This window comes from Thermoanaerobacter sp. X514 (genome assembly GCF_000019065.1).
Classification (GTDB): domain Bacteria; phylum Bacillota; class Thermoanaerobacteria; order Thermoanaerobacterales; family Thermoanaerobacteraceae; genus Thermoanaerobacter; species Thermoanaerobacter pseudethanolicus.
On record NC_010320.1, the window covers coordinates 1,365,244 to 1,380,671 of the forward strand.

Genomic DNA, 15,428 nt, shown 5'->3' on the forward strand with positions numbered 1-15,428 from the left:
TGATAAATTTTTTTCAGATTCCTTTAGCATTAATTTTAATTGGAGAGGTTACTTATGCAAATAGTTTTCCATGTTGATAACATTGAAGAGTATTTACGAAAGGGCAAAGATTACAATTTCCCTGCCCCGCCAGATAGATGTCCTTATCCCGATTGCAAGTGTAGAGTAAAACTAAAAAAGCACGGGTTTTATTACCGTTACTATTTAGACGGATCCAACTGTATAAAAATAGCCATAAGAAGATATATATGTCCTGTGTACAAAAGAACTCTTTCCTACCTTCCTGATTTCTGTCTCCCCCATTTTCAGTATTCTTTCAATATGATTGTAAAGTCTTTAAAAGAGACACTTCTCAGAGAAAAAACTCTCAGTTCTTTCATAAGTGACTTAAAAAGAAACTTTCCCACCATACTATTTTCAAGACAGCATATATATTTTTACACCAAAAGGATAATGAATAATTTAAGTTTTATCATATACGGATTAAGGCAAATAGACCCTTACATAAAGTTATCTGAGACTGACTCACAAAGAGAGAGGGCCAGAGAGATTTTGGACATAATAAGCATTGTACCACTCTTTTCCCAACGGTTTTATGCTCATTGCCAAAAATCATTTCTGGCCTCTCTCACATAATTTTAGCATTAAATCCGAAAGATTTAAATAAAAATTTTGATTTTTTCTTAGCAACATAACTTTTTCCTTTAATGTCCCCCAGGTATGAGCTAAAATTACGATTAAGAAATCAAAAAAGTGAAGGGGGAACATATAAATGCTTGATGAAAAAGCGAGAGAAGCTATAGCATTAAAGAGATTTTCACTGATAAGTCCGGTGCTAAACGGACAGGTAAAAAATCAGAAAGAATATTTTGATGCTCTTTCCGATAAACCTATTGAGATACCTTATCTTGGAATGAGAAGATATACTCCCAAGACACTTAGAGGGTGACTATATCAGTATTTAAGAGGCGGTATAGAAGCGTTAAAGCCGGGTTATCGAAGCGACAGAGGCAAATACAGAAAGATAGACTTTGAACTTTCAGAGAGAATAAAGCAAAAGAAGCTTGAACATCCTGAAATGCCCAACAAACTTCTTTATGAGACATTGATAGGAGAGGGAGTAATATCACCGGATAAAGTATCCCTTTCGACATTCTATAGGTTTTTGAAAAACATTCCTGTAAAATCTTTAGATAAAGAAAAAGAGGGTAAAACAAAGAGATTTTCCCATGAATCCATCAATGAACTGTGGCAGACTGATGTCATGTATGGGCCATATATTAAAGAAGGTAAAACAAAGAGACAAACGTACCTTATTGCATATATAGATGATGCTTCCAGGCTGTGTACCTATGCTCGCTTTTACTATACCCAGAATTTTTTAGCTTTAAGAGACTCATTTAAAGAAGCAGTGCTAAGAAGGGGAATACCCAAAATGCTCTACACTGACAATGGAAAGATATATAGAAGCACTCAATTTGAATATATATGTGCATCATTAGGTACATCTCTTATTCATGCTGAGCCCTTTTCACCTCATTCAAAAGGGAAAATAGAAAGATTCTTTCATACGGTGAGAATGAGATTTTTAAGCACAATAGATCCTACATCCATAAAGAGTATAGATGAGCTCAATATGATGTTTTTTAAATGGCTGGAGGATGATTACAACCGAAAAGAACATAGCAGTATTGGCATGAGTCCTTTAGATTTTTTCATGTCTCAAATATCAAGGGTAAATATGTGTGGTGACATAGATATGTTGAATGAATGTTTTCTCATAAGAGTAAATCGTAAAGTAAACAAAGATGCCACACTTAAAGTGGAAAATATACTTTACGAAACAGAAGAAAAGTTTAAAGGTATGCGCTTAGAAGTCAGATATGACCCGCAGTGGCTTAAGGATAATACACCCCTTTTACTTTTTCATGAAGGCAAAAAAGTAGGGGAAGCGTATAAGGTAAATTTTCATGATAATGCTAAAATTCCTGTAGAATATATCGAAGACAGAAAGGTTGTAAGCGAAAATGAAGATACTGTGGATTTTGCGGCAAAACCTAATTCCCCAGTAATATCCTTTAATGATATCATTGATTAAAAAAAGAGGTGTTTACAATGTTTACCCAATATTTTGGAATGAAATTTAATCCATTTTCTAAAGAGATAAGTGTAAACGACCTTTACATAAGTGAAGACATTGCTGAATTAAATGCCAGGCTAAAATATTTACAAGAAACAAGGGGTATAGGACTTGTCGTTGGGGAGGCCGGTTCAGGCAAATCTACCGCATTAAGAAAATATGCTGAAAGCCTCAATCGTTCTACATTTAAACCATGTTACTTTGCCCTTTCTACACTCACAGTGAGAGAATTCTATCAAGCATTGGCTATGATTTTAGGCGAAACCCCCTCATACAAAAAAGTAACGCTCTTTCACCAGATACAAAGAGCGATAACAGAACTTTACTATAGCCAGAAGATAACTCCTGTCATAATATTAGATGAAATACAACTGGTTTCTAATGATGTTCTTGAAGATTTGAGAATAATATTTAACTTTAATATGGATTCTCAAAACCCGTATATACTGATACTTTCAGGACAACCACACATAAGAAACAAACTAGCCTTGAATGTAAACAGTGCACTAAGGCAAAGAATTTCTATAAAGTATGTAATGCAAGGGCTAAAAAAAGAAGAAATTCAAGATTATATAAAAACAAGAATGAAAATAGCTGGAGTGATGGATGATATATTTACACCATCGGCATATGAAGCAATATATTCTCTAACAAAAGGGCTGCCAAGGATAATAAATAACCTGGTAACGGCTTCTCTTCTCTATGCGTATTCTAAAAGGCTAAGAGAAATAGATGAAGAAGTAATATACCAGGCACAAAATGAAATCAGTTTATGAGAGTAGTAGCTTTCGCTACTCTCATTTTTTATTATACTTCAATTAACCCAAATTGCCAATAACAGATATTAACATATTTTGGCGGTTATGCTCTTAAAAAGTGAAAAAAATTTTTAATCAGGCTGTGATAATTTGAGAAAAAATACTTTTATGCACTTAAAAAATGCCATTATAATTTGAAAATCTTTGGAGATTTAATTTGAGAATTGACAGTTAATATTGCTATGTTTGGATTGATATTAGGGTGGATTGGCATAATGGGAGAGTATATAGGAAGGATTATGGATGAAAGTAGGGGCAGGCCCCTATATATAATTGAAAGTATATTAAATTACAAGGAGATACCAGAGGAATATGGAAAGAATATCTGAACTGATAGATTACATTTATAATGGAAAATTAAAACATATAAGCCGCTTTGGAACAGTAGGAATAACCAATACTTTAATAGATTTTTTCGTGTTTACCGTATTCTACAAAATAATTGGAGTGAATTACGTTTTTAGTCAAGCTATAGGATATAGTTGTGGAGTGATAAACAGCTTTGTATTAAATAGAAAGTGGACTTTTGAAGTAAAAAATGCTAATAGTAAGATATTTTGGGAATTTGTAAAGTTTCTAGTATCGAATTTAATTTCTCTTGTGATTACAATGTTAACTATTGATTATTTAGTCAAAAATCTGCAATTAAATGTGTATATATCTAAAATAATTGTTACCCTTATAGCCCAAGTGATAAACTTTCTTTTATATAAGTTATGGGTATTTAGTTAGGAGGAATTACTGGTGAGGAAGATAAAAATTTCGAAGGAGATGTGTACATTATTACTAATTTTAACTTTGTCGACAGTATTAAATTTTACTAATTTAAGTATAGAAGGATATGGAAACAAGTATTATGCTGCTGCTGTAAAAAGCATGACCATGAGCTTAAAAAATTTTTTCTTTGTGTCTTTTGATCCGGCTGGGTTTGTATCAGTTGACAAACCGCCGTTAGGTTTTTGGATTCAGGCAATTTCTGCCAAAATATTTGGTTTCAGGGGATGGAGCTTAATTTTTCCTCAAGCCTTTGCCGGGGTTATTTCAGTAGCCTTGATATATGTTATCGTAAAAAAAAGTTTTGGCGGCACAGCAGGGCTCATTGCGGCTTTATCCCTCGCAGTAACGCCTGTTTTTGTAGCAGATAGCAGAAATAATACGATAGATAACTTGCTTGTTTTAACCTTGCTTTTAGCTTCTTTGTTTTTGCTTAAAGCCGCGGAAAAAGGTAAGTTGAGATATCTTCTTTTAAGCTTTGCCTTAGTCGGCATTGGCTTTAATATAAAAATGTTGCAGGCATATATGATCATTCCAGCTTTGTATTTTACGTATATTATTTCTTCTGCAGTACCTATTAAAAAAAGGATGTCCCAGTTGGCTATTGCTACAGTCGTTTTACTTTTAATTTCTTTGTCGTGGGCGATAATTGTGGACCTAGTACCTAAAGAGGATAGACCTTACGTAGGAAGCAGCACCAACAATACAGTAATGGAACTCATAATAGGCCATAACGGCCTTGAAAGGCTAGGAATTGGAAATAGCGGTTTTCCAAGCGGTGCGAACCGCATAAGAATTTCTGATAGGCAGGGTCAGCCTCCAATTAATGATAGAGATAGCAATTTTGCTCCTATTCCTCAAATACCAAACCAATATGGGCAAGATATGTTTGGCAAACAATTTGACGGATACAATCCGCCGCAGAATAATTTCGGCCTGGATGGTCAAAACAACATGATGCCACCAGCCAATAAGGGAAGAAATATACAGCAACGTGCAGGAGGAATGGGCGGAACTTTTGGAGGCCAAGAAAAAGCTAGCATAACCAGGCTATTTTCCAACAATAGCCTTTCTGATCAGATAATATGGCTATTCCCTATTGCAATATTTGGATTTATATCAGCCTCTATAAACACAAAATTAAAAAGGCCTTTTGATAATAAAGAAAAATTATCATTGATATTTTGGATTTCATGGCTATTGCCGGTTTTCCTGTATTTTAGCTATTCAACAGGTTTATTCCATCCATATTATTTAACCATGCTTGCACCACCAATTGTAGCACTTGTTGGCATTGGTCTTGTGTCAATGTGGCAATCTTATAAAACAGGTGGATGGACTTCATGGATTTTACCTGTTGCCCTCATTATAAACGGCTTAGTTCAGATTTTAATATTGTCGTATCATTATAATATGTCGAATATTCCTAAGATAATAATGATAGTATTGTCTGTTTTATGCTTTGCCTCAGCAGCTATACTTATTATTTTAAATTTAGTAAAAAGTAAAAACATGAAGCTAAGGAAGGTGCTGGTTGTTGCTGCTTTTGCAGGCCTTTTAGTAGCTCCTACAATTTGGTCAGCGACTACCATATTTTATCCAATGTCAGGGACTTTCCCATCAGCCGGTTTAGACCTTGCCTACAATAGAGAGGGTAGAAATCTTGACTCTACTACTGTTGATAATTCTAATGAGAAATTAATAAGTTTCTTACAAAAGAACAAAGGAAATGCAAAATATTTGCTTGTTGTTGCTTCAGCGCAGGATGCAGAAGACATAATAATTAAAACTGGTGAACCTGTAATGGCACTGGGAGGCTTTTCTGGTACTGACAATATACTGACTTTAGACCAATTTAAGCAGTTAGTCAAAAAAGGTGAAGTAAGATATGTACTAGTAAATGGAAGAGGAAATGGTTCAAACAGTGAAATAATGAATTGGGTTCAACAAAATGGCAAGGTTGTTTCGAAAAGTGAGTGGAGTGATACCAATACGACGTATAATCAGCAAAATCAAGTAGAAAATAATGTAAATTCAAATTTAGGCAATCCTAATATTGGCGGTTTTAATGATAGAAGTTTTGGGCAACTGTACGATCTAAAGGGGGTTAACATTAACGATTGATATATTCTGAAATGGCTATAATAATGTAGCCATTTCAGACTGCAGACAAAGCCCAAGGAATTCCGTATAATAAAAGGGATTCCTTGATTTAATGAAACAATTCCAACGCCAACGGCTTCCAGAAAAAATAAAAGTTCCTGAAAGTGCTTTTTATGTGATATAATATGAAGAAAAGATTTAATAGGAGGAGCACTTAAAAAGTGACAAGAGTAGATTTATCTCTTAAAAGAAATGGTCATAAAAAAGCTGTGGCTTTTTACACTTTAGGCTGTAAGGTAAATCAATATGAGACAGAAGTCATGGCTGAGCTTTTTAAAAAAGCTGGTTATGAAGTAGTTGATTTTGACGAAAAAGCGGATGTTTATGTAATAAACACTTGTACTGTAACAAATAGAAGTGATATGAAGTCAAGGCAGGAGATACGAAAAGCTAGAAAGAAAAATCCTGATGCGCTGGTAGTAGCTGTTGGCTGCTATGTGCAAGTAAGTCCAGAGGAAGCTTTTTCTCTTCCGGAAGTGGACATAGCGATTGGTACGAAAAATAAGGACAAAATAGTGGAATTAGTAGAGGAATTTACACAAAAAAATCAAAAGTTGAGTGTGGTAAATAATATAATGACTCAAAAGGAATATGAGGAATTTGGAGTAACAGCTTATACAGAAAGGACAAGGGCATATATAAAGATTCAAGACGGCTGCAATCAATACTGTACTTACTGCATAATCCCTTACGCCAGGGGACCTGTGAGAAGTAGAGACCCCAAAAAAGTACTAGATGAAGTAAAAAGGTTTGCTGATTCAGGGTATAAAGAAATTGTTCTCACAGGTATACACATAGCTTCCTATGGCAAAGATTTAAAAAATATTGGGCTTTTGGACATTATAAAGATGATTCATGAAATAGATGGCATAAAAAGGATAAGACTTAGTTCTATTGAGCCTACTTTTTTAACTGAAGAGTTTGTGAAAGAAATAGCTAACTTGCCTAAGATGTGCAGGCATTATCATGTATCCCTTCAAAGTGGATGTGATGAAACCTTAAAAAGAATGGGAAGAAGATATACTACAAAGGAGTACAAAAGTGTAATTGATAGGTTAAGAGAATACATCAAGGATGTGGCGATAACTACAGATGTTATGGTGGGATTTCCTGGTGAAACGGAAGAGGAGTTTCTCAAGACTTACAAATTTGTGGAAGAGATTTGTTTTAGCAAAATGCATGTTTTTAAATATTCAAGGAGAAAAGGTACAAGAGCATACAACTTTCCAAATCAAGTTGCAAATCATATAAAAGAAGATAGGAGTAAAAAGCTCATAGAATTGTCTAATAGGTGTGAATATAAATTTATGGAGAGTTTTATAGGGAAAACTTTGGAAGTCCTCTTTGAACAACCAGTAAAGAATATGGAGGGTTATGTAGAAGGCTTGACTGATAATTATTTAAGTATAGCTGTTAAAGGGGATATAAAGTTACTTAGAAATGAGATTTTTCCAGTGAAAATAAAAGAAATAAAAGATAATTTCTTAATTGGAGAAATTGAAGGAATTTAACCTGATGTGTAGAATATAAAAAGAGGAGGTGAAAGGATGTCAGATTGCATTTTTTGTAAAATTATAAATAAAGAAGTACCTTCCAATATAGTCTATGAAGATGATTTAGTAGTAGCATTTAGAGATATTAACCCCCAAGCACCTGTGCATATCCTCATTGTGCCAAAAGAACATATACCGACATTGTTAGATTTAAATGAGGATAACAAACATATAGTATCTCATGCTTATATGGTGGCAAAAGAATTGGCAAAAAAAGAGGGCATTGACGAAAAAGGTTATAGAATTGTATCAAACTGTGGAAATGACGGGGGACAAACGGTATATCACATACATTTTCATCTTTTAGGGGGTAGATTTATGACTTGGCCACCAGGTTAATCATTGACACATTATGGTTTTAGGAGTATAATAAAATGAGAATTTTCAGCAAGACATCGCAGCAGAATACGCAGCTTAGCTTGAGCAGTTTATCTGGAGGGAGGGAGAGTAGTGGCTGAAGTAAGAGTCGGCGAAAACGAATCATTGGACAATGCTCTGAGAAGATTTAGGCGCCAATGTTCCAAAGCAGGCGTTTTATCAGAGGTTCGCAAAAGAGAGCATTACGAAAGTCCCAGTGTAAAACGTAAGAAAAAATCCGAAGCAGCAAGAAAAAGAAAATATAAATATAATAAATAAAGGAAGTGCTTGCCATGCCCCTAAAAGAGCGAATATACAAAGATATGGTAGAAGCTATGAAAAACAAAGATAATTTCAAAAAGAATATTTTAAGTATGGTAAGAGCAGCTATTCTCCAAGTTGAAAAAGATACTCAAAAAGAATTAGACGATGAAGGGGTCATCAATGTAATTTCTAAGGAGATAAAGCAAAGAAAAGAAGTGTTGCCGGATTACGAGAAAAGTGGAAGGCAAGACTTAGTGGATAAAGCCAAAAAAGAAATTGAGATTATGCTTTCTTATTTACCGAAGCAGCTATCCGAAGAGGAAATAGAGGAAATAGTAAAAAAAGCTATCGAAGAAACTGGTGCTAAAACTAAAAGCGATATAGGAAAAGTGATGGGAAAGGTAATGCCAATCGTAAAAGGGAGAGCAGATGGCAACCTTGTTAAAGACATGGTAAACAAGTATCTACAGTAAACAAAGGACTTGATGCCATTAGGTATCAAGTCTTTTCTTCTTCAAATAATTTTTTGATTTCATTGTAATTATTGGAATAAGCAAGAGCTGCCATGAGTTTTATGCGAGCTTTTTGCCCTGAGAGATTACCTCCAAAGATTACCCCTAAGGACTCAAGATGCTTTCCGCCACCTTTATAACCGTAAGAGGCATCAACTCTTCCCATAGGACATCTTGAAACTAACACTACAATTACTCCCTTTGATATAGCATATTCTATGCCCTCAGCCAATTTTGGAGGTACATTTCCCCTTCCTGTTCCTTCTATTACTATTCCTTTTTCTCCGCTATCAACAAGGAATCTGATAATTTTATCCTCCATACCAAAGGCGACTTTTAGAAGACTGACTCTTGGCTCTAAATGGTCTACTGGTATATAATTTCTTGTCTCAATGTTCCTATAAAAATACGCTTTGTTATTATCTACAACACCTATTGGACCTGTTTCAAGGCTTTTAAAAGTGTCAATACTTGAAGTATGAGTTTTTGTGACATCTCGTGCTGCATGTATTTCGTTATTGAAAACTACTAACACTCCTTTATTTTTGGCTTTTTCTGAGGAAGCAGTAATTACAGAAGCAATTAAGTTATTGGGACCGTCGTATCCAACTTCAGAAGAATTTTTCATGGCTCCAGTCAAGACTATTGGCTTTTCAGAATTTATAGTTAAGTCTAAAAAATATGCTGTTTCCTCTAATGTATCTGTACCGTGAGTAATGACGACTCCTTTTACTTGTTGTTTGATTACGTTTTCAACTTCTCGTCTTAAATTTACCAATAGCTCAGGAGTAAGGTGAGGGCTTGGGGAATTACCAAATTGGATTATTTCAATTTGGGCAATTTCTTTTATGTTGGGAACCATTTTTAGTATGTCTTTTCCTGATAAAGAGGGTATAGCAGCATTTAAATTAGGGTCATTTTTCATGGATATAGTTCCACCCGTAAAAATTATTACTATTTTCTCCAAGGCAAATCCCCCCAAAAAATAATTTACAGTAATAGAAATATTTATTTTCTTACTTTCATTATAATACATTTTCTAATTACTCAAAAGGTCTATTACCTATAAAAAAGCAAGAGAATTTTTTTAATTTCTTCCTCATAAAATTTTAAAAGAAGGGAGGTTACTGTATGAAAGATGGGACAAAAAACGAACTTGTAAATGCAATAGACTTTCCAAAAGAGGTACTGTTGAATCTCCCTAAAATAACTTTGATAGGGAAAACCCATGTTACTATAGAAAACCACAAGGGAATTATTGAGTATATTCCTGAAAGGATTAGGGTAAATACAACAATTGGAGTTGTTAGAATATTAGGTAAAAATATGATTGTGAATTCTATAATGACAGAGATTATAACGATTAGTGGCGAAATAATGAATATAGAAATAATGGTATAGGAGGAGTATTTTTGGTTGCAATAAAATTATGGAATTTTTTAAAAGGATATGTTATTATTAAGATTGAAGGTTTGTCAATTGAAAAATTTTTAAATCTCATAATGGTAAATGATGTCTATATTTGGGATATTGAGCGTAAGAATTATACTACTATAGTTGCAAAAGTGAGTTTAAAGGGTTTTAAAGAAATAGTATCTTTTGCGAAAAAAACTAATTGTCGTGTTTCAGTGATTTCTAAAAAAGGATTGCCTTTTGTGATTTCTCGATTAAAAAGAAGGAAATTGTTGGTTTTAGGGGCAATAGTTTCTCTTATACTTATTTATGCATTTTCTACTTTTATATGGGAAATTAATATAGAGACCGTCAACAATGTAAATGAAAAAGTAGTTTTAGAAAAGCTTTCATACTTAGGATTAAAGCCAGGAGTTTCTAAATTTGCTATAGATGTTAATAAAATAGAGACAGAATTTTTATTACAAAATAATGATATATCGTGGATAGGAATAAATATAAAGGGTACTAATGCTTTTGTAAAAGTTGTAGGTAAAACAAAACCTCAAGAGGTATTGTCAAAAGATGAACCATGCAATATAATAGCTAAAAAAGATGGTATAATTTATAAGATGACGGTTTTAGAAGGGGAAGCGGTAAAAAAAGTTGGAGATACAGTAAAAGCGGGAGATATAATTGTTACAGGGATAATTGAAAAGCCAGGACTAGAGACAAGATTTGTACATGCTGATGGCCAAATTATTGGGAGGACATGGTATGAAGTTTATGCTGACGCCGAACTCAAAAAAGAAGTCTTTGAGAGGACAAACAACAAAATAACTGTTACAAAAATAATCTTTGGTAACAATACTATAACTATATCCCCTAAAAAAGTAGACTTTAAGAATTTTGAAAAAGAGGAAAAAGAGATAATATCAAAAAACTTTCCAGTTAGAATAATAAAAGAAGTATACTATGAAACCAAACCTAAAACTATTGTTTTATCTAAAGAGGAAGCAAAAAATATTGCTTTTGAAAAAGCACTAAAGGAGTTGGAGAAGGTTTTAGGCCCTCAAAGTAAGATAGTAAATAAAAAAGAAAGTTATGTGATTATACAAGATAAAATATTAAGAGCCAATATTACTGCAGAGGTTTTAGAGGAAATAGGAATGAAAGAAAAAATTTCTTATATAGGAGGGGAACATTGATTAAGGAGTTAGCTATTAATATTGAGGATATGGAGCAAGCTGCCAATTTGTTTGGCAACTTTGATGAAAATATTAAGTTAATAGAAGAGGGATTAGATGTCAAGATAGTGTTAAGAGGAGGAACTATTAAGATAACGGGGGAAGAAAAAAACGTGGAATCTGCTGATAAACTTTTTAACAAATTGATGGGAATGATTGAAAAGGGAGATGTGATTACTACTCAAAATGTTTTGTATACTATGAATATGATTGAGGCAGGAGAAGAAGAAAAACTAAAGTCTTTAATGTCTGATATTGTTTGTATAACAGCTAGAGGCAAACAGATAAGGTGCAAAACTTATGGGCAAATGAGGTATGTAGAAGCTATAAGAAAAAATCAGATTGTATTTGGAATAGGACCTGCCGGTACGGGCAAGACCTATTTGGCTATGGCAATGGCTATTACCGCAATGAAAAATAAGGAAGTAGGTCGTATAATTTTAACAAGGCCGGCTGTTGAAGCAGGAGAAAAGTTAGGTTTTCTGCCAGGAGATTTGCAAGAAAAAGTTGACCCTTATTTAAGACCTTTATATGATGCGCTTTACGACATTTTAGGAGCAGAAGTTTTCCAAAAATACATGGAGAAAGGCTTAATTGAGGTTGCACCACTAGCTTATATGAGAGGTAGAACTTTAGACGATTCTTTTATAATACTCGATGAAGCTCAAAACACCACTCCTGAGCAGATGAAAATGTTTTTAACCCGTATAGGTTTTGGTTCTAAAGCAGTTATAACTGGTGACGTTACTCAAATAGATTTGCCAAGAGGTAAAAAATCCGGGCTAAAAGAGGTTATGGAGATATTAAAAGGAATAGAAGGTATAGAGTTTGTAATGCTTTCTGAAGAAGATGTGATAAGGCATCCTCTTGTAGCTAAAATCATAAAAGCTTATGAAATTTATGAGAAGAACATGGGGGAAAACAAATCAGAAATCCCGGAGTGAGGGGAATAATATTATGAAAAAACTGGACAAACATATAAAAAATATAATTAAAAATGAGCAATTGATAATCATTTTTTTTGTTGTTTTTTATTTTGTTTCTTCCTATGCCTTAGTTTATACTAGTGTAACGCCTCCCAAATTTGACCTTAAGGTAGGGGATGTAGCTACTCAAGATATAAAGGCACCTAAAGACGTAGTGGACACAATAGCTACTCAAAAGAAGATACAAGAAGCAGTAAATGCGGTCAATCCTAAATATGATTATAATGAAAATATTGCAAAAGAATCTTATCTTAAGCTAGTTGATTTTTTTAATAAATTAAGAGAGGTGCGCAAATCCTCAGAAGCAGAAGAAAAGAAATTGAAAGACTTTAAAGCTGTAAGTCCCATAGGTTTAGAAGATAATGACGTGGCTTTGCTTTTAAAAATAGATGATAATACCCTTATAAACATGGAATCGGTTGTGTTGTCGACTGAAAAAGCGATTATGGCAAGGCAGATTACGGAAGATGCTTTGCCTACTGTTTTAAACGATGCCAAGAGTGTTGTAGAAAGTTCTGATATTTCTGAAGAAGTAAAACCAGTAGCTGTTAAGATTTTATCTTCTGTTATTGTTCCTAATATGATATATAATGCCTATGAGACAAACCTTGCTAAAAAAGAAGCAGAGGAAAGAGTACAGCCGGTTATGTATAAAAAAGGACAAAATATCGTAGTCAGTGGAGAAGTGGTGACACAACAACAAATTGAGGTTTTGAAATCTTTAGGTCTCTTAAAAGGTAGCAGTAAGATTGACTATGGAATGATAATAGGCTTATTTTTGATTTTAGGCTTGTCACTTTTTTTATCAGTGTATTATATTATAAAATTGGACAAAAAGATTACTACAAAAAAAATGTACATTGAATTGTTGTGCTTAACAGGTATTTTTTATCTTTTATTAGCTGTTGCCTTTAAAGAGATTGAACCGCTTTTAATTCCTGCTGCTACTTTGCCTATGCTAATTTCTGTTTTAATAGATCCTTATATTGCTATTATGATTGACATAATTTATTCTCTTTTAGTAGGCTTAATGGTGGGTTTTAACCAAGAATTTATTTTTATGTCATTGCTGGGAGGATTGATTGGTGCAGTAAAACTTTCTCATTCTAAGCAACGTTTAGATTTTGTAAAAGCGGGTCTTTACGTCAGTGGGGTAAATCTTGTAAGTATTGTAGGAATAGGGCTTTTAAATAGCAATGATATAATTTCTGTATTAAAAAGTAGTTTATGGGGAATTGTCAGTGGAACTTTTAGTATAATTTTGGTTATTGGTACTTTGCCTTTTTGGGAAGCAGCTTTTGATATCTTAACTCCTTTAAAACTTTTAGAGCTATCAAATCCCAATAATCCGCTTCTTAAAAAACTTATGATGGATGCTCCTGGTACTTATCACCACAGCATAGTAGTAGCAAATCTCGCAGAAGCTGCTTCTGATGCTATTGGAGCAAACAGTTTGTTAGTTAGAGTGGGGGCTTATTACCATGATATAGGTAAAATTAAAAGACCTTATTTTTTCAAAGAGAACCAGCTTTCAGGAGAAAATTTGCATGACAAAATTTCTCCTGATTTAAGTACATTAGTAATAATTTCCCATGTAAAAGATGGTATAGAATTAGCTAAAAAGTATAAACTTCCTCAACAAGTCATCGATTTGATAAAAGAACACCATGGTACTTCCTTAGTGAAATACTTTTATACTAAGGCTTTACAGAATGAAGAGGAATCTTGCGAAGAAGAATCTTTCAGATATCCAGGTCCAAAGCCTTCTACCAAAGAGTCTGCCATTTTGATGTTGGCAGATTCTGTAGAAGCAGCTGTGAGATCTATCCCGGAACCTACTGAGGAAAATATAAAAAATATGATTGATAAAATCGTCGCAGATAGATTAAATGATGGTCAGTTGGAAGATAGCGATTTAACTTTAAAAGATATTAAAACTATAAAAAATTCTTTTTTGACTGCTTTAACTGGTATGTTTCATAAAAGAATTGAGTATCCTGATATTGAACCAAATCAAAATAAAGAGGTGTTAGAATGAACATTTTGATAGACAACAGACAAGATAAAGTTGATGCAATAAATTTGGAAGAATTGGTGGAAAAAGTTATAAAAACAGTATTAGAGGTAGAAGAGGTTATTGATAATGTTGAAGTAAGTGTGTCTTTTGTGGATAATGAGGAAATTAGAAAATTAAATAAATATTATAGAGGTATAGATAAGCCGACGGATGTTTTGTCATTTCCTTTAGCAGAGTTTGAAGATACTTATGGGGAAGTTGAGGAAATAGAGGAAGATTCAGAAGAGGTACAGCCAATAGGAGATATAGTTATTTCTTTAGAAAAAGCTTTAGAGCAGTCAATGGAATATGGACATTCCTTTGAAAGAGAAGTAGCTTATTTAACAGCTCACAGCATGCTGCATCTTTTGGGTTATGACCATGAAACTGAAGAAGAAAGAAAAATTATGAGGGAAAAAGAAGAGGAAGTTATGGCAAGGCTTAATATTGGGCGGTGATTTTGTGAAATCGAGAAATTTAATTGACAGCTTTAATTATGCGATAGAGGGCATTTTACATGCTTTTAAGACCCAAAGAAACATGAAGGTTCACTTTGCCATAGCGATATTGGTATTATTCTTTTGCCTTTTTTTTGACCTTTCAAGAGTAGAATTTGTGGTAATTTTATTTACAATTTCTTTAGTTTTAATTTCTGAAATGATAAATACGGCTATTGAAACCACAATTGACATGATGGTTAAAAATTATAATCCTTTGGCTAAGGTCGCGAAAAATGTAGCTGCAGGGGCAGTTCTTATATCCGCAATAAATGCCATTCTTGTAGCTTATTTAATATTTTTTGATAGGGTAAATCCTTGGACAAAAATAATTTTATTAAAGCTTAGAGAGTCACCCATTCATATCACAGTTATAAATCTTTTAGTTGTAGTGTTTTTGACTGTAATTTTAAAGGTACATTTTAAAGAAGGAACTCCTATGAGGGGAGGAATGCCCAGCGCTCATAGTGCTATTGCTTTTGCTACTGCGACAGCTATAACTTTTATGACAGCAAATGCTTTTATTGCCACTTTAGGTTTTTTACTTGCTCTTATGGTGGCTGAAAGCAGAGTAGAAGGTAAAATCCACTCTTTTTCTCAGGTATTTTTTGGAGGTTTATTTGGGATATTGATTACAGTGTTGATTTTTCAAATAATCAAATAAGGAGT

At 33.6% G+C, this 15,428-nt stretch carries 15 protein-coding genes and 1 pseudogene; 15 read left to right on the plus strand and 1 reads right to left on the minus strand.

Annotated features, from left to right (window positions below; all coding sequences use genetic code 11):
• The first annotated feature begins 54 nt into the window (after positions 1-54).
• The 9 genes and pseudogenes from TETH514_RS06720 (at position 55) to TETH514_RS06760 (ending at position 8,542) form a co-directional block, all read left to right on the plus strand.
• Positions 55-636 carry a DUF6431 domain-containing protein gene (locus TETH514_RS06720; protein WP_009052240.1) on the plus strand — a complete coding sequence of 194 codons (582 nt, stop codon included), beginning with the start codon at positions 55-57 and terminating at the stop codon, positions 634-636.
• Positions 637-772: 136 nt separating this feature from the next.
• A pseudogene (locus TETH514_RS06725) lies at positions 773-2,098 on the plus strand (DDE-type integrase/transposase/recombinase).
• 17 nt (positions 2,099-2,115) lie between these two features.
• Positions 2,116-2,916 (plus strand): ExeA family protein, encoded by an 801-nt coding sequence (locus TETH514_RS06730; RefSeq protein WP_009051793.1) that lies wholly within the window; start codon positions 2,116-2,118, stop codon positions 2,914-2,916.
• A gap of 354 nt (positions 2,917-3,270) precedes the next feature.
• The gene (locus tag TETH514_RS06735; RefSeq protein ID WP_009052241.1) at positions 3,271-3,690 is read left to right on the plus strand and encodes a GtrA family protein; all 420 of its coding nucleotides are present in this window, start codon (positions 3,271-3,273) and stop codon (positions 3,688-3,690) included.
• A 12-nt stretch (positions 3,691-3,702) separates the two neighbouring features.
• Positions 3,703-5,856, plus strand: coding sequence for a glycosyltransferase family 39 protein (locus tag TETH514_RS06740; RefSeq protein ID WP_009052242.1), 2,154 nt, complete (start codon positions 3,703-3,705; stop codon positions 5,854-5,856).
• 200 nt (positions 5,857-6,056) lie between these two features.
• Complete coding sequence (gene mtaB / locus TETH514_RS06745; RefSeq protein ID WP_009052243.1) at positions 6,057-7,406, plus strand: tRNA (N(6)-L-threonylcarbamoyladenosine(37)-C(2))-methylthiotransferase MtaB; 1,350 nt, start codon at positions 6,057-6,059, stop codon at positions 7,404-7,406.
• 36 nt (positions 7,407-7,442) lie between these two features.
• Positions 7,443-7,787 carry a histidine triad nucleotide-binding protein gene (locus TETH514_RS06750; protein ID WP_003867925.1) on the plus strand — a complete coding sequence of 115 codons (345 nt, stop codon included), beginning with the start codon at positions 7,443-7,445 and terminating at the stop codon, positions 7,785-7,787.
• A gap of 111 nt (positions 7,788-7,898) precedes the next feature.
• Positions 7,899-8,084, plus strand: a complete 186-nt coding sequence (gene rpsU, locus TETH514_RS06755) for a 30S ribosomal protein S21 (RefSeq protein ID WP_003867924.1) — start codon at positions 7,899-7,901, stop codon at positions 8,082-8,084.
• Between the two features lie 14 nt (positions 8,085-8,098).
• The gene (locus tag TETH514_RS06760; protein WP_003867923.1) at positions 8,099-8,542 is read left to right on the plus strand and encodes a GatB/YqeY domain-containing protein; all 444 of its coding nucleotides are present in this window, start codon (positions 8,099-8,101) and stop codon (positions 8,540-8,542) included.
• Positions 8,543-8,567: 25 nt separating this feature from the next.
• Here TETH514_RS06760 and TETH514_RS06765 read toward each other — a convergent pair whose 3' ends face one another.
• Complete coding sequence (locus TETH514_RS06765; protein WP_009052244.1) at positions 8,568-9,617, minus strand: asparaginase; 1,050 nt, start codon at positions 9,615-9,617, stop codon at positions 8,568-8,570.
• A gap of 95 nt (positions 9,618-9,712) precedes the next feature.
• Between TETH514_RS06765 and yqfC the strand changes: the two genes are divergently transcribed.
• From yqfC to TETH514_RS06795, 6 genes are read left to right on the plus strand one after another with little or no spacing between them, the layout of a single operon-like run.
• Positions 9,713-9,982 carry a sporulation protein YqfC gene (yqfC, locus tag TETH514_RS06770; protein ID WP_003867921.1) on the plus strand — a complete coding sequence of 90 codons (270 nt, stop codon included), beginning with the start codon at positions 9,713-9,715 and terminating at the stop codon, positions 9,980-9,982.
• An 11-nt stretch (positions 9,983-9,993) separates the two neighbouring features.
• Entirely contained in the window at positions 9,994-11,181 is a 1,188-nt protein-coding gene (gene yqfD / locus TETH514_RS06775) for a sporulation protein YqfD (RefSeq protein ID WP_009052245.1), read from the plus strand.
• Positions 11,178-12,164, plus strand: a complete 987-nt coding sequence (locus tag TETH514_RS06780; protein ID WP_003867919.1) for a PhoH family protein — start codon at positions 11,178-11,180, stop codon at positions 12,162-12,164. The genes yqfD and TETH514_RS06780 overlap by 4 nt, the downstream gene beginning before the upstream one ends.
• A gap of 13 nt (positions 12,165-12,177) precedes the next feature.
• Positions 12,178-14,244, plus strand: coding sequence for an HD family phosphohydrolase (locus TETH514_RS06785; protein ID WP_009052246.1), 2,067 nt, complete (start codon positions 12,178-12,180; stop codon positions 14,242-14,244).
• Entirely contained in the window at positions 14,241-14,720 is a 480-nt protein-coding gene (gene ybeY / locus TETH514_RS06790) for an rRNA maturation RNase YbeY (protein WP_003867917.1), read from the plus strand. Before TETH514_RS06785 ends, ybeY begins: the two co-directional genes overlap by 4 nt.
• A 4-nt stretch (positions 14,721-14,724) precedes the next feature.
• The gene (locus TETH514_RS06795; protein WP_003867916.1) at positions 14,725-15,423 is read left to right on the plus strand and encodes a diacylglycerol kinase; all 699 of its coding nucleotides are present in this window, start codon (positions 14,725-14,727) and stop codon (positions 15,421-15,423) included.
• The last annotated feature ends 5 nt before the right edge of the window (positions 15,424-15,428 follow it).